Annotated in this window: 16 protein-coding genes, 2 tRNA genes and 2 pseudogenes; 7 read left to right on the top strand and 13 right to left on the bottom strand. The window is 74.2% G+C overall.

What is annotated here, in order from left to right:
* Positions 1-10: 10 nt before the first annotated feature.
* The 10 genes and pseudogenes from JKP75_RS01055 to JKP75_RS01020 form a co-directional block, all read right to left on the bottom strand.
* Positions 11-1,489, bottom strand: coding sequence for an HAD-IIIA family hydrolase (locus tag JKP75_RS01055; RefSeq protein ID WP_309229399.1), 1,479 nt, complete (start codon positions 1,487-1,489; stop codon positions 11-13).
* A 104-nt stretch (positions 1,490-1,593) separates the two neighbouring features.
* Positions 1,594-2,265, bottom strand: coding sequence for a 3-oxoacid CoA-transferase subunit B (locus tag JKP75_RS01050; protein ID WP_200489526.1), 672 nt, complete (start codon positions 2,263-2,265; stop codon positions 1,594-1,596).
* Positions 2,262-2,927: a 3-oxoacid CoA-transferase subunit A gene (locus tag JKP75_RS01045; protein ID WP_200492689.1), complete on the bottom strand. Its 666-nt coding sequence runs from the start codon at positions 2,925-2,927 to the stop codon at positions 2,262-2,264. The genes JKP75_RS01050 and JKP75_RS01045 overlap by 4 nt, the downstream gene beginning before the upstream one ends.
* A 65-nt stretch (positions 2,928-2,992) precedes the next feature.
* Positions 2,993-4,660, bottom strand: a complete 1,668-nt coding sequence (locus JKP75_RS01040; protein ID WP_200492688.1) for a tripartite tricarboxylate transporter permease — start codon at positions 4,658-4,660, stop codon at positions 2,993-2,995.
* Between the two features lies 1 nt (position 4,661).
* Entirely contained in the window at positions 4,662-5,105 is a 444-nt protein-coding gene (locus JKP75_RS01035) for a tripartite tricarboxylate transporter TctB family protein (protein WP_200489527.1), read from the bottom strand.
* A 31-nt stretch (positions 5,106-5,136) separates the two neighbouring features.
* On the bottom strand, positions 5,137-5,550 hold the full coding sequence (locus JKP75_RS22315; RefSeq protein WP_309229398.1) for a tripartite tricarboxylate transporter substrate-binding protein: 414 nt from the start codon (positions 5,548-5,550) through the stop codon (positions 5,137-5,139).
* A gap of 79 nt (positions 5,551-5,629) precedes the next feature.
* Positions 5,630-5,932: pseudogene (locus tag JKP75_RS22310) on the bottom strand (tripartite tricarboxylate transporter substrate-binding protein); the annotation flags it as partial.
* A gap of 463 nt (positions 5,933-6,395) precedes the next feature.
* On the bottom strand, positions 6,396-6,560 hold the full coding sequence (locus JKP75_RS19995; protein WP_242473241.1) for a hypothetical protein: 165 nt from the start codon (positions 6,558-6,560) through the stop codon (positions 6,396-6,398).
* Between the two features lie 64 nt (positions 6,561-6,624).
* A pseudogene (locus JKP75_RS23580) lies at positions 6,625-6,792 on the bottom strand (MarR family transcriptional regulator); the annotation flags it as partial.
* A 153-nt stretch (positions 6,793-6,945) separates the two neighbouring features.
* A complete protein-coding gene (locus JKP75_RS01020) occupies positions 6,946-7,944 on the bottom strand; it encodes a hypothetical protein (protein WP_200489530.1) in 999 nt (332 codons plus the stop codon).
* A 1,155-nt stretch (positions 7,945-9,099) separates the two neighbouring features.
* On the opposite strand from JKP75_RS01020, the gene JKP75_RS23575 reads away from it, so the two are divergent.
* Complete coding sequence (locus JKP75_RS23575) at positions 9,100-10,461, top strand: right-handed parallel beta-helix repeat-containing protein (RefSeq protein WP_200492687.1); 1,362 nt, start codon at positions 9,100-9,102, stop codon at positions 10,459-10,461.
* Between the two features lie 111 nt (positions 10,462-10,572).
* Here JKP75_RS23575 and JKP75_RS01010 read toward each other — a convergent pair.
* The 3 genes from JKP75_RS01010 to JKP75_RS01000 all read right to left on the bottom strand — a co-directional run bounded on the left by JKP75_RS01010 (position 10,573) and on the right by JKP75_RS01000 (position 12,142).
* Positions 10,573-10,645, bottom strand: a tRNA-Arg gene (locus tag JKP75_RS01010).
* Positions 10,646-10,665: 20 nt separating this feature from the next.
* Positions 10,666-10,754 (bottom strand) — tRNA-Ser (locus JKP75_RS01005).
* A 176-nt stretch (positions 10,755-10,930) separates the two neighbouring features.
* Positions 10,931-12,142 (bottom strand): MFS transporter, encoded by a 1,212-nt coding sequence (locus JKP75_RS01000; protein ID WP_200489532.1) that lies wholly within the window; start codon positions 12,140-12,142, stop codon positions 10,931-10,933.
* Between the two features lie 103 nt (positions 12,143-12,245).
* Between JKP75_RS01000 and JKP75_RS00995 the strand changes: the two genes are divergently transcribed.
* The 6 genes from JKP75_RS00995 to JKP75_RS00970 all read left to right on the top strand — a co-directional run bounded on the left by JKP75_RS00995 (position 12,246) and on the right by JKP75_RS00970 (position 17,510).
* Positions 12,246-12,779: a CGNR zinc finger domain-containing protein gene (locus JKP75_RS00995; protein WP_200489533.1), complete on the top strand. Its 534-nt coding sequence runs from the start codon at positions 12,246-12,248 to the stop codon at positions 12,777-12,779.
* Between the two features lie 157 nt (positions 12,780-12,936).
* Positions 12,937-13,188 carry a hypothetical protein gene (locus JKP75_RS00990; protein WP_200489534.1) on the top strand — a complete coding sequence of 84 codons (252 nt, stop codon included), beginning with the start codon at positions 12,937-12,939 and terminating at the stop codon, positions 13,186-13,188.
* Between the two features lie 166 nt (positions 13,189-13,354).
* On the top strand, positions 13,355-14,788 hold the full coding sequence (locus tag JKP75_RS00985; RefSeq protein ID WP_200492686.1) for a phosphatase PAP2 family protein: 1,434 nt from the start codon (positions 13,355-13,357) through the stop codon (positions 14,786-14,788).
* A gap of 214 nt (positions 14,789-15,002) precedes the next feature.
* A complete protein-coding gene (locus JKP75_RS00980; RefSeq protein WP_200489536.1) occupies positions 15,003-15,551 on the top strand; it encodes a DoxX family membrane protein in 549 nt (182 codons plus the stop codon).
* Positions 15,548-16,594, top strand: a complete 1,047-nt coding sequence (locus tag JKP75_RS00975; protein ID WP_200492939.1) for a PHP domain-containing protein — start codon at positions 15,548-15,550, stop codon at positions 16,592-16,594. Before JKP75_RS00980 ends, JKP75_RS00975 begins: the two co-directional genes overlap by 4 nt.
* A 163-nt stretch (positions 16,595-16,757) precedes the next feature.
* Positions 16,758-17,510, top strand: a complete 753-nt coding sequence (locus tag JKP75_RS00970; RefSeq protein ID WP_200489537.1) for a class I SAM-dependent methyltransferase — start codon at positions 16,758-16,760, stop codon at positions 17,508-17,510.
* Positions 17,511-17,792: the final 282 nt, after the last annotated feature.

Genomic DNA, 17,792 nt, shown 5'->3' with positions numbered 1-17,792 from the left:
GGGCGGGCGGTCACCACCGGCCGCCCAGGACGTCGTCGACCGCGGCGGTCAGCGTCGGCGCGACGTGCGCGGCCGCGGCGACCTCGGCCTTCCGGGTGACCGGCGTCGGCACCATGATCCCGGTGGCGCCGGCGGCGGCCGCGGCGTCGACGTCGGCGGCGATGTCGCCGATGACCACGCACCGCGCGGGGTCGACGTCGAGCTCGGCGCAGGCGGTCTTCACCATGCCGGGCGCGGGCTTGCGGCAGGTGCAGCCGTCGTCCGGGCCGTGCGGGCAGACCTGCAGCGTGTCGAACGGGCCGAGCAGCTCCGCGAGCCGCGCCATGCAGGCGTCGACCTGCGCCCGGATGATGATCCCGCGGGCCACGCCGGACTGGTTGCTGACCACCCCGACCCGCACGCCGCGGGCGCGCAGCGCGTCCAGCGCCGCCTTCGCGCCGTCCACCGGCCTCACCAGCGCCGGGTCCCCGTTGTAGGGGTAGTCGCGGACCAGCGTGCCGTCGCGGTCGAAGAGCACGAGGTCGGGCAGCCCGCGCCACGGCCGGACGCCGACGTGCCGCACGACGCCCCGCAGCCAGTGCCACGTCGCCAGGGGCGGGATGACGGCGCTGGTGGCGAGCATCGTGCGCACCTCATCGCGGGTGCGCGGCCCGGGCGCGATGCGGCGCCAGGCGAACTCCGCGGTGCCGGCGGCCCAGGCGCCGGCCGCGGCGAGGGCGGCCCGGGGCCGGCCGCTGAGCGCGAGGCCCGCGGCGGCGACCGCGGCGGCGGTGACGGCGGTGTGCTGGGGGCGGCGGCCGAGCGGGGCGTTCGCCCGGTGCGGAGCGCGCCAGCCCGGCCCGTGCAGCCGCCGCATGAGGACGTCGTCGGCGTTGCCGGCCTGCACGCGGGCGCTCACCCAGCGGTCGGTGGGGCGCACCGGGTGGGTGATCCACCGCTCCCCGCGGACCAGGCGCGCGCCGGTGGCCGTGATCCGCAGCGCCAGGTCGGAGTCCTCGCGGAAGGCGCGGGGGAAGCGCTCGTCGAAGCCGCCGACAGCGGAGAGCGCGGCCCGGCGGTAGGCCAGGTCGGCGGTGATCCAGGAGCTCGTGGCCAGGCCGGCGGTGCCGCGCTCCCAGTCGGTGGGCGGGCGGTCCTCCGGCAGCGGGACGCGCACCCGGCCCTGGCTGCCGGCGACGTCGGCCGGCAGCTCGGCGAGATCGCGGTCCAGCGCGGCGTACCAGTCGGGATCGGGGACGACGTCGTCGTCGAGGAACGCGATCCACGGGGTGCGCGCGGTGCGCCAGCCGAGGTTGCGGGCGCGGGCGGGGCCCCCGCCCCCGGTGCGGACCACGCGGACCGGCGGGAGGCCGGGGCGCTCGGGCGCCAGCGGCGGTCCGGCGGGGCGGTCGTCGACCAGCACCAGCTCGGCCGGGCGCGGGCCGGAGGCGGTGGCGAGCGCGTCCAGGAGCACGTCGAGCGAGGGCCGCCCGACCGTGGGCACGACCACGGTGCACTCCGCGAGCATGACCGGGGCGGTGCCCGGACCGGTCAGCGCAGAAACACTACGGGCTCGAAGCGTTCCGGTTCTCGGCGGTGCGCACGCCGCCCCCGTCAGACCGCGCCGGGTACCAGCGGGACGACGTCGTCGGCGAAGGAGAGCCGGGCGCCGGTGCGCTCCTGGAGCTCGTCACGGCCCAGGCCCTCGACCACCTCGCGCACGAGCAGCCCCCCGGGCACGACGTCGATGACCGCCAGGTCGGTGTAGATCCGGTCGACCACGGCCGCCGCGGTGAGCGGGTACGTGCACAGCGGCAGGATCTTGGGCCGGCCGTCCTTGGTGGTGTGCGTCATCAGCACCAGCACCCGCTTGGCGCCGACGGCGAGGTCCATGGCGCCGCCGACCGCCGGCGGGTGGCCGACGTCGTCGGTCGCCCAGTTGGCCAGGTCGCCCTTCTCCGAGACCTGGAACCCGCCGAGCACGGTGACGTCGATGTGCCCACCGCGCATCATCATGAACGAGTCGGTGTGGTGGAAGAACGAGCCGCCGGGCACCAGGGTGACCGGCTGCTTGCCGGCGTTGATCAGCTCGGGGTCGCCTTCACCGGGCGCGGGCGCCGGCCCCATCCCGAGGATGCCGTTCTCCGAGTGGTAGACGATCTCCTTCTCGGGCGAGACGACCTGGCCCACCAGCGTGGGCATGCCGATGCCGAGGTTGACGTAGGCGCCGCTGGGGATGTCGCGGGCCACGCGCCGGGCCATGTCGGTGAGCGCGAGCCGGCTCATGCGGGGACCTCCACGACGCGGTCGACGAAGATGCCGGGGGTCACGACGCACTCCGGGTCGAGGTCGCCGAGCTCGACGAACTCGCGCACCTGGACGACGGTCAGCGCCGCCGCGGTGGCCATCGTCGGGCCGAAGTTCCTGGCCGCCGTCGAGTAGACGAGGTTGCCCCAGCGATCCGCCTTGCGCGCCTTGATCAGCGCGACGTCCCCGTGCAGCGGCTCCTCGAAGACGTGCCGCCGGCCGTTGATGACCCGCACCTCCTTGCCCTCGGCGAGCAGCGAGTCCGCGCCCGCGGGGGTGAAGAAGCCGCCCAGGCCGGCGCCGGCGGCGCGCATCCGCTCGCTGAGCGTCCCCTGCGGGACGAGCTCCAGCTCGATCTCGCCCGCGCGGTAGCGCTCCTCGAACCACACCGAGCCGCTGGACCTCGGGTAGGAGCAGATGATCTTGCGCACCCGGCGCTCGCGCAGCAGGGCGGCGACGTCGGTCTCCCCGCTGCCGGCGTTGTTGGTCACCAGCGTCAGGTCGCGGGCGCCCTCGTTGAGCAGGGCGTGCACCAGCTCCACCGGGATCCCGGAGTTGCCGAACCCGCCGACGAGCACCGTCGCGCCGTCGGCGATCCCGGCGACCGCCTCGGTCAGCGACCCGACCCGCTTGTCGATCACTGGCTCCCCGTCCGCTGGTGTCCTCCGGCCTCCCCACTCTGCCCCAGGTGCCCAGCGGTCGCGGCTCAGGGGCGGTCGATGTCGACCCGTGTGCTGCCACCGCCGTCCCGCTCGCCGGGGCCGACCTCCCGCGTCGCGTCGTCGTGGTCCGACTCAGGGGTCCACGAGGTCCCCTCGGACTCGGCGCCCGGGGTGTCCTGACCCGGCGCCGCGGACTCGAGCTGGTCGGCGTACAGCGCCGCCGGCCGGCCCCGGCGCTGCCGCCGGATCCCGCGCACCGTGCTGTAGATGACCACCGCCGCCATGAGCGCGAAGATCGTGCCCGAGAGCGGCCGGGTGATGAAGATGTCGAACTCCCCTCCGGAGAGCAGCATCGACTGGCGGAACGCCCGCTCGAGGATCGAGCCGAGCACGAACGCCAGCACGAGCGGCCCGGGCTCGAACCCGGTCTTCTTCATCAGCCAGCCGACGACGCCGAACACCAGCACGACCCACATGTCGAACGGGTCGTTGTTGACCGAGAAGACTCCGGCCATCGTGATCAGCAGCGCGAAGGCGGCGAGGATGCCCGCCCGCACGCGCAGCAGCTGCACGAAGACGCCCACCAGCGGCACGTTGAGCGCCAACAGCATCAGGTTGCCGATGAACATCGAGGCGATGACGCCCCAGAAGATGTCCGGGTTCTGGTCGATCAGCTGCGGGCCGGGGGTGATGCCCTGGATGAGCAGCGCGCCGTAGATCAGCGCCAGCACGACGTTCGCCGGGATGCCCAGGGTCAGCAGCGGCACGAACGCCGAGGTGGAGGACGCGTTGTTCGCCGTCTCCGGCCCCGCGACGCCCTCGATGGCGCCCTTGCCGAACCGTGTCGGGTCCTTGGCGCGGCGCTTCTCCAGCGCGTAGGAGGCCAGCGAGGAGATGACCCCGCCACCGCCCGGCAGCACGCCCAGCACGAAGCCGAGCACCGAACCGCGCCCGATGGCGCCGGAGGAGTCGCGGAAGTCCCGACGAGAGGGCCAGATGTTCTTGATCCGCGTCTTGATCTGCTCGGCCTTCTCGGTCTGCTCGAGGTTGTAGAGGATCTCCCCCACACCGAACAGGCCCATGGCCACCGCGACGAAGTCCAGTCCGTCGAAGAGCTCCACCTGGTCGAAGGTGAACCGCGTGGTGCCGGTGATCGCGTCCTGGCCGATGGTGGCCAGCAGCAGGCCCAGCGCTGCCATGCACAGGGCCTTCACCGGGTGCTTGGTCCCCAGGTAGGTGACCAGCAGGATGCCGAACGCGGTGAGCGCCACGTACTCCGGAGGGCCGAACTCGACCGCCAGGTCGGCCAGCGGCGGCGCGAGCAGGATCAGCCCGATCACCGAGACGGTGCCGCCGATGAACGAGCCCACCGCCGCGATGCCCAGCGCCGGCCCCGCCCGGCCCTGCATCGCCATCTGGTGCCCGTCGAACACCGTGACCACCGATGCCGCCTCGCCGGGCAGCCGCAGCAGCACCGACGTGATGGTGCCGCCGTACATGGAGCCGTAGTAGATGCCGGCCAACATGATCACCGCCGTCGCCGGCTCGATCTCGTAGGTCAGCGGCAGCAGCAGCGCGATCGTCGCCGTCGGCCCGAGGCCGGGGAGGACGCCGATGACGGTGCCGATCAGCACGCCCAGGAAGACGTACAGGATGTTGATCGGGTCGAGCGCGACGGAGAAGCCCTCGCCGAGGCCGTCCAGGATGCCCACGTCAGCCTCCCAGCACGATGTCGTCGGGGAAGGGCACGCCGAGGGCCTCGACGAACACCAGGTGGAAGACCACCGCGCCGATCACCGCCAGCGGCAGCGCCCACCTCCACGGCTCCCGGGCGAACAGCCGCAACCAGACCAGCAGCATGAGCACCGCCGGGACGAGGAAGCCGATCTCCTGGAACAACACGATGAACACCGCGAGGCTGACCAGCCCCAGGCCGATGCCGACCGTTCCGCGGGTCCACGGCTCGTAGTCCTCCGGGTCGTCGACGACGAGCAGGACCAGCGCTGTCAGCGCGAGCAGGGTCGCGCAGAGGAACGGCCAGAGGCCGGGCCCGGGCGAGCGGAACTCCCCCAGGGTCAAGTCCCGGGCCATCAGCATCGCGGCGATGCCGAGCAGCAGCAGGACGAGCGGCGCGAGCCGGAACAGGTGCCTGGACATCGAACTCCCGTCGATGGGCGGAACCGCTCGGTCAGTCCCCGAGGATCGGGCCGTAGACGTCGACGATCTCGTCGATGCGCTCCCGGAAGGCGTCGGTGCCGATGAACTCGTCCGGCACGTACTGCTCCCCCAGTTGCTCGACGACGTCGGGCTTCTCGAGGCAGGTGCTGACGGTGTCCTCGAGCGTGCCGACGATCTCGTCGGGCGTCTCGGCCGGGGCGGCCAGGCCGAACACCGAGACGCTGTTGGTCAGCTCCGGGAAGCCGACCTCGGCCAGCGGCGGGGCGTCGATGTAGTCGACCGGCTCGGGCGTGCTGACGGCCAGCGGCACGAACTTGCCGGCGTCGATGTTCTCCAGCACGTCCTGCGAGCTGTTGATGAAGATCGCATCGACGTTGCCACCGGCGAGCGCCGTCGTCATCTCCGCGTTGCCCGTGAACGGCACGAGGGTGAGCTCGGGTGTCGTACTCCTCGGCCATCCGCTTGAGCTCCATCGCCTGCGAGGTGGTCGTCCCGGGGACCCCGACGTTGAGGTCGCCGGGGTTCTCCCGGGCCGCCTCGAAGAACGCTTCGGCGTCCGCGTACTCGGAGTCCGGGCCGACGACGAGGGCCGAGGGGATCTGGGTGACCGCGGCGATCGGGACGTAGTCGTCGTTGGTGTAGCCGACGTCGTCGCCCTGCAACGGGTTGGTCGCCGTCGCCGGGACGGCGATCAGGGAGAGCGTGTAGCCGTCCGGGTCGCCGGCCAGCATGGCCTGCATGCCGATCGAACCCGAAGCGCCCTCGCGGTTCTCCACGATGACGGTCTGGCCGAACTCGTCCTCCATGCAGCTCGCGATGGTGCGTGCGGCGAGGTCGGTCGGGCCGGCGGGCGCGTAGGGGACGTAGAGGGTGATGTCGTCGTCGGGGTACGAGGCGGCATCACCCCCGCCGGAGGATCCCCCCTCGTCGTCCCCGCAGGCAGCGAGCAGCAGCAGAGTCGCGGCGGTCAGGGCGGGAGCGGTCGTTCGGGTGGAGCGCACGGTTTCCTCCGGTCGGTGAGCTGGCGGACGGCAGTTCAGCCGAGGATCGGCTCGTGGCCCGCTGGTCGCGGGCGAGTGCACCGGCCGGCGTCACCGCCGGCGAACTCCTCGGGCGGGCCGTCCTGAGGGCGACCGCACGGCCGCCTCCTCCACGTCGTTGTGATCGGGACCACAGCCATGCAAACACAGGTCGTCGGGCCGGGCCCGCCCAGTTGGCAACGAAGCTGCAACGGTCCGGACGGTTCCGTTCCCGGTCGTGGGCGTCGGGTCAGCGCCGGGAACGGGCGGCGGCGGAGACCCGCGCCAGGGCGTCGGTGACGACGGCGGCGTCGTCACCGAGCGGGGTGAGCAGCTGCGCGACCAGCTCGTCGTGGGTGATCGCCGCCTCGGCGACCCGCCGGCGCCCGGCGTCGGTGAGGCGGGCGTGCAGCACCCGCCCGGTCGGCGTCCACGCGCTCGCGCCGCACCAGCCCGTCGGCCACCAGCCGGCTCACCGTGCTGGTCACGCCCGGCCGGGAGAGCCCGAGCGCCTCGGCCACCTCGCCCATCGACGCGCGCTCCCCCGGGGCGTCGGCGATCCGGCGCAGCGCCTCGAAGCCGGTCAGCGAGAGGCCGTGCCGGCGGTGCAGAGCGGAGTCGACCCGCCGGGTGATGCGGTCGTGCACCTCCACGACACGGAGCCACGTCCCGGCGGGGCGGGGTGCGGTCCCGGGGGGAACGGCCGGAGCCGGGGGGATCCGCGCGTCCTCGGAGAGGCTCACGCGGGCGTCGTCCCCCGTTCCTCTCCGGCCGAAACCGCGCGCCGGGCGGGTCGGGACTCAGCCGCGCCCGGGTCGCGGCTTCGTCATGGACACCAGCGCGCCGCCGGCGACCGCGAGCGCAGCGGCCGCGGCGAGAAGCGGGACCAGCGGCGGCCCCGCCTCCGCCGGCTCGGTCACCGCGGTGGCGGTCACGTCGAGCGGGACGCCGGCGACGGCGGAGGACGTGGTGCCGACGGCGTCCAGCGAGACCGGGCCCGCCGCCGTCCACGCCGGGATGAGCACCTGGGTGACGACCGCGCCGTCGTCGTCGGCGGTGGCCGAGCCGAGCACCTCGTCGCTGCCGTGCAGCGTGAAGGTCACGAGCTCGCCCGGCTGGTAGCCGTCCACGCGCACCCGGAGCGTGCTGCCGCGCTCGACCGGCGCGGCACCCTCGCGGGCCTCAGCCGGAGGCGCCGGCGGGCGGGGCGCCGTCGTCGGCGCCGGGGTGGACGGGGCCGAGGGGGCAGGCGCGCTCGACGAGGGGGCCGACGGCGACGGGGTCGGTTCCGGGGACGACGAGGGAGGCGGCCTGGGGCCGGTCGTCGTCGGCGGCGCGGGAGCCGGCTCGGCCGGCGTGGTGGGCTCGGCCGGCGTCGGCGGCTCGTCGCCGGGCTCCGGGTCGGGGCTCTCGGTCGCCTGCTCGCAGGCCTCGGCGGTGGGGCGGGTGAAGGTGGCGCCGGCGAGCTCGTCGACGACGTCCGGCCCGGAGCCGTCCTGCGCCGTGTACTCGAGCCGGCCGTCGATGGTCTCGCCCGGGGCGACGTCGCCGGTCCGCAGCACGACGGTCTCGCCGGGCTGCACCACGCCCTCGTCCTCGCCGGCGGGCGCGCGGGTGGTCGCCAGACGGACGGCGTAGGGGGCGGTCCCGCCGACCACCTCGACGACGAGACCGCCGGGCCGGCAGCTGGGTGCGCCGGTCACGCGTGCGTCCGGGACGGCGGGGTCGTCGATCGCTGCGGCGGGGGGCGCGGCCAGGACGCCGATCGCGGTGAGGCCCAGCACGAGCCCGGCGAGCACGGTGGCGAGCGCAGAGGGCGCCGGTCGTGCGGCACCGTGCCGGATGGTCTCGATCGCCCTGCCCCCGCTTCGTGCGTCGTCCCCCCGATGATGAACGAGGTCACGGATCGTCGCCAGGGAGTCACCGGATTCGATGGGCGCGGGCGGCGTGTCCTCCGGTGTGTCCTGCCCGCGCTCCGGCGAGTTGCGTCACGGACGGCAACCCCGCGGTAGATCTCTGCGCCCCGGGGGCCGTGACCAGCAGGGACACGCCCGGGGCCGGGCGATCTCCCCGGCGGGGTTGACGCCGCGCTGTGGCCTGGCTCACAGTTGGTGCGGGCGGGGGAGCCGGCAATGAGTGGCCACCCATCGCTGGGTGGACCGACCAACGCGGCCAGACCGTCAGGACCGGCCCCCCGCCCCTCAGCTCTCCCCGCGGCCGGCGCACGCCCCGCGGGGAGTTCTCCTGCGCGGGATCCCGGCGTCGGCGCGCCCGCGAAGGCGCCCTCGATGTGACGGCTGTGACCCATGGGGCGGGAAGAGTCGACATGTCGACTTTTTCGTGACTCATCAGTACCGCGTGGCTACCGTCTGCCGCGAACCACAGAGGGCAGGAGGGGTCCGGCGCGGACCTCACCGCCGCATCGCCGCGGACGACGCGGCGTCCCCGAACCGTCCGGACCACATCCACGGCATCCGGTTCCGCCTGCAGCAGCGCGGCGACGGCTCGGAGGACGGCGTCTCCGCATGGAGAGGACCCACGGCTCGTGACGACAGCAGCCCCCGCCCGCCCCACCCGCCCGTCCACGACCCCCGCGACGGGCGACCCGGCCTGGCGCGCGGACGCGCGCCGGACCCGCGCCCGCCGGCACCGGACCCGGCTGAACTGCCTGCTGGTGGCGGCCCTCGCGCTGATCGGCGCGGCGGCGTTCCAGATCTCGTCGTCGCCGAGCGCGGAGGACACCGGAACGGCCGTGACGGACGCCGCACGGCACCGCACCTGGAACGGCACCCGCGGCGCGCATCCGCACGCGCCCCGTGCCGGCAGCGTGGCCGCCACCCAGACCACCGCCGCGACCCCGCCTCCCACCGAGGCGAGCGCACCGCCGGCCGTCCCGTCGAGCAGCGCCCCGGCCCCCCGGCCCGGCGGCTGCGCCGGCACCGGCGCCCGCCGGCGTGAGCGTCGCCTCCTACGGCGCGCGGGCGGACGGGCGCACCGACGCCGCGCCGGCCATCCGCGCCGCGCTCGCCGCCAACCAGCACGTCCACATCCCGGCCGGGGAGTACCTGCTGGAGACCTTCGAGAGCCCGCGGCAGACCCGGTTGCACGCCGACTTCATGTTCTCGCTGCGCAGCGGGCAGACCGTCACGGCCGACCCCGGCGCCGTCCTCACCTTCGCCGACGGCATCATCCCGGGCTCCCCGACCCTCTGGGGCGGCAACCTGTTCATGATCGACGGCGCGTCGGACGTCACCATCTCCGGCGGCACCTGGGACTTCAACGGCGCGAACAACCTCGTGCCCGCGGGCCGCACGATCACCGGCTACGGCGTCTACACCTACGGCGCCGACCGCGTCACCGTGCGCGACGTGACGATGCAGAACACGCCCGGCCAGAACTACATCGTCATGCAGGGCCGCGGCGACGGCTTCCGCGTGGAGGGCTCGACCTTCGTCAACGGGGGCACGTCACTGGCGGCCAACCGGGAGCAGGTCGACTACTCGGCGATGTACTTCACCGGCTCGAACGTGGTGGTCGACCGGGTCCGCATCACCCACGACCGGCTGCCCTGGTTCTACAGCGGGGGCATCGAGCTGCACGGGACCCGCAACGCGGTGACCAACAGCGTCATCGAGCGCAGCTTCCCCGCCGTCTACATCGGCCCCGACGTCGCCTCCGAGCTCGAGGTCATGGAGGACACGGTCGTCACCGGGAACCAGTTCCTCGAGGTGGGGCGCGCGGTGACCTTCCACGCGCTCGGCACCGGGGCGATCGCCGGCGTCGAGTTCGCCCGCAACACGGTGACGATGACGTCCTTCCCCGGCCTGGGCGCGGGGCGCGGCGTCGACCAGGACGCCCCGCCGGACGGCAACTGGACCTACCACCACATCATCACCGGGCTGGACATCCGCGACAACGACTTCCACGACGCCGACGGGCAGAGCGACTTCGGCATCCGGCTGTCGCAGATCCACAGCGGCACCATCCAGCAGAACCGGTTCCACCAGATGTCTGGCACCGTGTTCCAGCTGGGCGGATCGCCGTGGGACACCCGGAACGTGACCTTCTCGGACAACAGCGCGACCTGGCTGGGCAGCACCGGCGCCCCGGCCATCGCGCTCGGCCTCGACGGCTACCGGGCCGACGGCATCGTGGTGACCCGCAACCGGATCACCCGGACCCAGGCCGAGGGATCGGCGTGCGGCGTCTACTCCGACGGCGTGATCACGTCGTCCAGCGTGACGGGCAACGGCTTCGCAGGCATCGGTCTGCCGATGTGCGGCCCGACGATGGGGAGCCTCGCCTTCGCCCCGTGACGGGCGGGCCCGCGGGGCTCGACCCCGCGGGCTGGACCCCTCGGGCCCTGCACACGAAACGGCGCGCCACCCCCGTCGGGGTGGCGCGCCGTTCGGTGTCTCAACCAGACGTGCACCCGAAGGGATTCGAACCCCTAACCTTCTGATCCGTAGTCAGATGCTCTATCCGTTGAGCTACGGGTGCCGGTGTTCAGTTGTCGTGCGCGGAGGCTCCGGGATTTGAACCCGGGATGGGGATTAACCCAAACCGCATTAGCAGTGCGGCGCCATAGACCGGACTAGGCGAAGCCTCCCGGGGTCCGAGTTCCCTCGTAACCGCCGACGGGAAGACTACCAGCGCCCCGGAGGGGAGTCGTAGCCCGGGGTGGTCGGCCACCCCTCCCGCCCGCGCGACGAGTGCGACGAACTCGTGGCGATCAGCGGCCGATGGCCACGAGTTCGTCGAACTCGGCGCACGGGAGGTGCCGGATCAGGCGGCGACGGGGGTGCGGACGGCGTCGGCCGCGTTGACGGCGGGCCGGCGGCCGGGCACCAGCGTGATGGCGACGGCGGTCGCCGCGCCCAGGGTGGCGAGCGCCAGGCTGCCGCTGACCCCGAACCGGCCCTCGATCAGCGCCCCGCCGACCGCGGCACCGACCGCGGAGGCGCCGACGGTGATGGTCGAGAGCCAGGTGAACGCCTCGGTGGTGGCGTGCGCCGGGGCCATCGAGCCGACCAGGGTGTTCTGCACGGTGAGCGTGGGGGCGATCGCCGTCCCGCCCAGGAAGAGCAGCACCCCCAGCGCCCAGGGGCTGGAGATCCACGCCAGCGGCGCCAGCCCGATCGTGACGCCGAGCAGCAGCAGCCGGTACTGGCGGGGCAGCGACATGCTGAGCACGCGGGCGCCGAACCACAGACCGCCGATCGTCGAGCCGAGCGCCCACAGCGCCAGCAGCAGGCCGGACATGCCGGGGGCACCGATCCCGTCGGCGAACGCCGGGACGGCCACCTCGAGCGCGCCGAAGCCGAGCATCAGGGCCGCGCCGCTGATCAGCAGGCGGGGCATGCCCGGCGTCCGCACGGTCGAGAACATGCCCGACGCCGTCCCCGGTGAGGGCACGTAGGCGCGGGTGGCCGCGGAGGTCGCGATGCCCAGGGAGCCGGCGACGGCGAGCACGCCCGCGACGCCGACGGCCAGCGCCGGCGAGGTGAGGACGGCGAGCGCGGCGACCAGCGAGGGGCCGACGACGAAGACGAGCTCGGTCGCGGTGGCGTCCAGCGCGTAGGCCGTCGGGCGGACGCGCGGGTCGACCCGGGACCACAGCGCGCGCACCGTGCCCGACACCAGCGGGGTGGCCGCGCCGGCACCGGCGGAGGCCGCGACGACGGCCGCGTCGGGAGCGCCACCGAGGACGACGGCGATGAGCAGCGCGAGGAGCAGCGGGTAGGCGGCGGCCTGGGCGAGCAGCACGGGCCGGGGACCGCGGCGGTCGGCGAGCCGGCCGAGGATCGGGGCCATGACGGCGGAGGCGACGCCGAGGGTCGCGGCCGCGAGCCCGGCCACGGCGTAGGAGCCGGTCTGCTGCTGCACCATGAGCAGCAACGCCAGCGGGACCATGGCCGAGGGCAGCCGGCCGGCGAAACCGGCGATCAGCAGCACGGGGGCCGACGGCAGCCGCCAGACAGGGAGGTACGCGCGCACGGGGAAGCTCGTTTTCACTTGCAGGGGAGAGGAATCCGTAGGGGGTCAATGCTCGTTGACCGCCTACGAGCAGCGACGGTAGCACGGATCGGTAGGGAGCCACATGGATTACGACACCTACGGGTCGACGGCGGTCGAGCTGGCGATCGAGCTGGCCAACACCGACCGCAGCGACCCGGAGTGGGCGCCTGCCTTCCTGGGCTCCCACGACGAGTGGTTCACCCCGGGCACGGCGCTCGAGCTCTCGCCCGGCGAGACGCAGAAGGCCGCCTCGGCCGCCGCTCTCGTGCGCGCCGTCGCGCTGGCCGAGACGCAGGACGACGTCCTCGGACGGCTCAACGAGCTGCTGGCGATGGCGCGACCACGGCCGTACGCCACCGACCACGACGGCGAGCTGCACCTGCACTACGCGCGCCCCGACGCCCCGGCGCTCGAGCAGCTGACGACCACGGTGGCGATGGGCCTGTCGCAGGTGGTCGTGCAGCACGGGTGGCGGCGCCTGGGCGTCTGCGCGGCCGAGAACTGCGACGACGTCTACGTCGACACCTCGCGCAACGCCAGCCGGCGCTACTGCTCCAACACCTGCGCGAGCCGCTCCACGGTCGCCGCCTACCGGGCCCGCCAGAAGACCGACTGACCCGCGGTCGCGGCCGGTCCGATTCCGGAACCTTTCCGGCCGTGCCGCCGTCCGAACTGCGCAGGAAACCGCTGGTCAGCGCCCCGCTGTCACCCGAACGGGTGAACGTCGGTGGAGTCGGTACAGCCAGTGCCGGACGACGCCGAATTCCCGGGGCATGAGCAGGTTCACGACCACGACGGCGATGCCCTACGCGCACCTCGCCGGAGCGACCTCGGTGCTGCGCGCCGAGCTGAACCGCCAGATCGCCGCCGACGGCGAGTACGCCGGCGCCGACTGGTCGACCCTCCGCGTCATCGGGCCGGTCGAGGTCTTCGGCCCGCGCGGCGCGCTGGAGTACGAGTACCGCGGGTCGGTGGAGCCCCGCCGCCTCGCGCCGCTCCCCAACCGGCTGGCGCGCAGCCGCTGAGCTCCCTCCGGAGCTCGTCCTCCCTCCCCGCCGGGCGTCCTCCCTCACCGCACACCACGAGGGAGGACACGCCACGATCAGGTTCCCTGATCCCAGCGGGGTCACGGGGGCCGCACCGCGCAGAGCGGATGACGCGCCCGGGGCACGGCTGAACTAGCGTCCGGGCGTGCCTACCGCGCGCGACCTGGACGCCCGCCTGCACGCGCTGGTCGGCGGGCTGCCCCACTCCCCCGCCGACCGCTGGCTGCGGCGGCTCACGCACGCGGCCGACCACGGCCGGCTCTGGCTGGCCATCGGCGGGCTGCTCGCGCTCCGCCGCGGCTCGCTGCGCCGGGGTGCCCTGCGCGGACTCGGCTCGCTGGCGATCTCCAGCACGGTGGTCAACGCCGTCCTCAAGACGCTGTTCCGGCGCCGCCGGCCCGACCTGATCGTCCTGCGCGCCGAGCGGCTGCTGCGCCGCTCGCCGACCTCGTCGTCCTTCCCGAGCGGGCACTCCGCGTCGGCGGCGGCCTTCGTCACCGGCATGGCGATGGAGTCGCTGCCGGTGGGCGCCGCGCTCGCGCCGCTGGGGCTGGCCGTCGGCTACTCCCGCGTGCACGTGGGGGTGCACTACCCGGGGGACGTCGTCGCCGGGTTCGCCGTCGGCGCGGGAGTCGCCGCGGCGACGCAGCACTGGTGGCGGGTGCGGCCGACCGAGCCGGCCCGGGTGCGACCGGCGTCGCACGCACCGGCCCTCCCCGGGGGCGAGGGGCTCGCCGTCGCGGTCAACCCGCGCTCGGGCCCGGACGACTACGACCCCGCCGCGGACATCGCCCGCCTGCTCCCCCGCGCGCAGGTGTTCGAGACGACCGAGGAGGCCGGCGTCGACGAGCTGCTGCGGACGGCGGCCCGCGAGGGCGCCCGCGCCCTCGGCGTCGCGGGCGGCGACGGCAGCGTCGCCGCGGCCGCCGCGGTGGCGCTGGAGCACGGCCTCCCGCTGGCGGTCATCCCCGCCGGCACCCTCAACCACTTCGCCCGCGACGTCGGCCTGCTGGCCCCGCAGGACGCCATCGACGCGGTGCTGGCCGGGGAGGGGGTGAGCGTCGACGTCGCCGAGGTGAACGGGACGCCGTTCCTCAACACCTCGAGCATCGGCGCCTACCCGGAGATGGTGCGCCGCCGCGATCGGCTGTCCGGGACGCTCGGCAAGTGGCTGGCGCTCAGCGTGGCCGCCGCCCAGGTGCTGCGCACGGGGACGCCCGTCGAGCTCGACGTCGACGGACGGCGGCTGCGGGTGTGGATCCTCTTCGTCGGCAACGGCGCCTACACCCCGCGCGGGCTGGCACCGGCCTGGCGCCCGCGGCTCGAGGACGGCGTCCTCGACGTCCAGTACCTGCGCGCGGACCTGCGCTTCGGCCGCACCCGCGCGGTGCTGTCCACGCTGCTGGGCGTCAGCGAGCGCAGCCGCAGCTACGGCGGGTTCCAGGCGCGCGAGCTGACGGTGGTCTCGCGCTCCGGCCCGCAGCGGGTGGCCTACGACGGCGAGATGGGCGCCCCGGCCACCGAGTTCCGCTTCCGCAAGCGCGCGACCCTGACCGTCTACTGCTGCCGCGGCTCCTGACCCCCACCCCCGGCGAGATCGGCGATCTCGCACGCCACGAGGGCCCCTTCCGTGCGAGATCGGCGATCTCGACGGGGACGGACGGGGTGCGCCCCGCGTCGAAGGGCGCGCCGCGCCGGTGATCACTACGGTCGGGTGCGGGGATTGCCCGGGCCGCGCACCGGGCAGTGCACGACCCGACGACCCACCGAGGTACAGAGGGAAAGAGGTCACCATGCTGGTCCGCCGGATCGCCCGGCCCCTGCTCGCCGCCCCGTTCGTGTACGGCGGCATCAGCACCCTGCGCAAGCCGCAGGACCGCGTGCCGGGCGCCCGCCCCGTGGTCGAGAAGCTCGCGGACGCCGCCGACAAGCAGCTCCCGGTCGAGGTGCCCAAGGACGTCGAGCAGTGGGTGAAGGTCGACGCCGCCGTCAAGGTGGCCGCCGGCTCGCTGTTCGCGCTCAACAAGATGCCGCGGCTGACCGCGCTGGTGCTGTCGGCCTCGATCGTGCCGACGACGCTGGCCGGGCACCGCTTCTGGGAGCACGACGACCCGACCGAGCGCTTCGGGCAGATCTCGAACTTCCTGAAGAACGCCGGCATCCTCGGCGGGCTGCTGCTGGCCGCCGTCGACACCGAGGGCAGGCCGTCGGTCGGCTACCGCGCCCGCAGGAGCGCCCGGGCCGCCGCCGCTGCCACCGAGCACGGGTTCGAGAAGGCCTCCAAGCGCGCCGCCAAGGCGCAGAAGAAGGCCGAGAAGAAGCTGAAGAAGGCGCGGCGCTGACCAGCCCGCTCCCGCCCGCGGCCGCGCTCCGGAGGATCGCCTTCCTCCTGGAGCGCGCCCGCGAGCCCAGCTACCGGGTGCAGGCGTTCCGCACCGCGGCCGCCGTCGTCGACGGCCTCGGCGAGGAGCAGCTGGACCTGAAGATCCGCACCGGCACGCTCAAGGACCTCAAGGGCGTGGGCCCCAAGACCGCCGCCGTCGTCGTGCAGGCGCACAAGGGGCAGGTGCCCGAGTACCTGGCGAAGCTCGAGCAGGACCTGGCCGAGCTCGTCCCGCTGGCCGACGACGTCGCAGAGTTCCGCGCCGCTCTCAAGGGCGACCTGCACCTGCACTCGGACTGGTCCGACGGCGGCAGCCCGATCCGCGAGATGGCCGAGGCCGCGATCGCGCTGGGCCACGAGTACATGGCGCTGACCGACCACTCCCCCCGGCTGACCGTCGCCAACGGCCTCACCCCGGCGCGGCTGGAGAAGCAGCTCGACGAGGTCGCCGCGCTCAACGACGAGCTCGCGCCCTTCCGCATCCTCACCGGCATCGAGTGCGACATCAACGCCGATGGCAGCCTGGACCAGACCGACGAGTTGCTCGGCCGGCTGGACGTCGTCGTCGCCAGCGTGCACTCCGACCTCCGCGCGGCGAGCGCCCAGATGACCGGGCGGATGCTCACCGCCGTCGCCAACCCCCACACCGACGTCCTCGGGCACTGCACCGGGCGGCTGGTCATCGGCCGCCGGCAGCGCAACGGCGAGCAGAAGCCGCGCCCGGAGAGCACGTTCGACGCCGAGGCCGTCTTCGCCGCCTGCGTCGAGTTCGGCACCGCCGTCGAGATCAACTCCCGTCCGGAGCGGCTGGACCCGCCCCGGCGGCTGCTCACCCTGGCCGCCGAGCTCGGCTGCGAGTTCGCGATCGACACCGACGCGCACGCGCCGGGCCAGCTGGACTGGCAGTCCAACGGCGTCGAGCGCGCGATCGAGTGCGGCGTCGCGCCCGACCGGGTGATCAACACCAAGGACGCCGACGCGTTGCTGGCCTGGACGGCGTGACGGCTCCGGCTTCACCCACGGCCACGTCCTGATCACGCACGGGTGAGGAGATCGGCGTGCCACGCCGAACCGGAACCCTCCGTGCGCACTCCGATTGCCCTGCCGCGCCCCCGTCCGCTGTGCTGCGCCGGATCCGACCCCGGCTCGCTCGCAAGGAGGACAGGTGGCTCTCTCGACGGTGACGTGGAAGCTCTCCCGCGCTGGACAACGACTGGCGGCCGCGCGGCGGAACGGGCTGCGCGGCATCCCCGTCGAGGCCGCCCGGCTCACCAAGGAGTTCGCCCGTGCGCCCCTCGCGCTCGCGGCCGAGTACGTCTTCGACGTGCGCCGCGGGGTGCGGACCCGCGGCTTCGTGCGCAACGAGAGCGCGCTCTCCCGGCTGTCCGTGGGCGGCGACGGCAACTACTACCAGCCGATCGGGCTGTCCCCGCTGCGCCGTCTGGTGGCCACCATCCCCGTGGACCCGGCCGCCGCGACGTTCGTGGACCTGGGAGCGGGACGTGGGCGGGCGGTCCTCCTCGCCGCCGAGCTCGGCTTCGGGCGCGTGCTCGGCATCGAGCTCGACCCGGACCTGGCGGCCGAGGGTGCCGAGAACGTCCGCCGCTGGCGGGCCGGGCGGCGCGGCCGGCACTCCGCCGGCCAGGTCGTCGACGTCGTGCCGGGGGACGCGGCCGGCTTCACACCCCCGGAGGGGCCCCTCGTCATCGCCCTGTTCAACTCGTTCGGCGCGACCACGCTCAAGCTGCTGCTGGCCCGCCTCTGCGAGGAGCAGCGCGAGGACGCCGCCCCGCTCTTCTTCGCCTACATCAACCCCGTGCACGAGGGCACCTTCGAGGAGTTCCCCCGCCTGGTCCCGCACTCGCGCGCACCGGGGTGGACGGTGTTCCGGCTCGCCCCGGAGTCCCCGAGGCCATGAGCAGGGCCGACGGGACGACGCGGTGCGCGGCGTGGCTGGCGGCACGGGGCGCTCACCAACAGTGATGCCCACGCCACCAGCGGAACGACTCCGCGCCGAACGGTTGACGCACCCCCGGCCCGGCCCGTAAGCCAGCACGGTGAGCACCGTGGTCGCGGGGCACAGCGTGAGGGAACCCGACGGGTTCCCCCACGCCGGTGGCGGCCGCGCGGTTCCCCGGCACCGCCTCCTGCTCCTCGGACTCCTCGCCGTGGGGATCTGGGCGCTGCTGGCGCTGGCCGG

The sequence above is a fragment of the Blastococcus sp. TML/M2B genome, assembly GCF_016612865.1.
Taxonomy (GTDB): domain Bacteria; phylum Actinomycetota; class Actinomycetes; order Mycobacteriales; family Geodermatophilaceae; genus Blastococcus.
This window is presented reverse-complemented; position numbering and strand designations above follow the sequence as displayed.

What these genes read in the sequence shown, in the direction of transcription:
- JKP75_RS01050 (WP_200489526.1), bottom strand. Translation starts at nt 2,265, where the DNA reads ATGAGCCGGCTCGCGCTCACCGACATGGCCCGGCGCGTGGCCCGCGAC.
- JKP75_RS01035 (WP_200489527.1), bottom strand. Translation starts at nt 5,105, where the DNA reads ATGTCCAGGCACCTGTTCCGGCTCGCGCCGCTCGTCCTGCTGCTGCTC.
- JKP75_RS00995 (WP_200489533.1), top strand. Translation starts at nt 12,246, where the DNA reads ATGGATTACGACACCTACGGGTCGACGGCGGTCGAGCTGGCGATCGAG.
- JKP75_RS00990 (WP_200489534.1), top strand. Translation starts at nt 12,937, where the DNA reads ATGAGCAGGTTCACGACCACGACGGCGATGCCCTACGCGCACCTCGCC.
- JKP75_RS00980 (WP_200489536.1), top strand. Translation starts at nt 15,003, where the DNA reads ATGCTGGTCCGCCGGATCGCCCGGCCCCTGCTCGCCGCCCCGTTCGTG.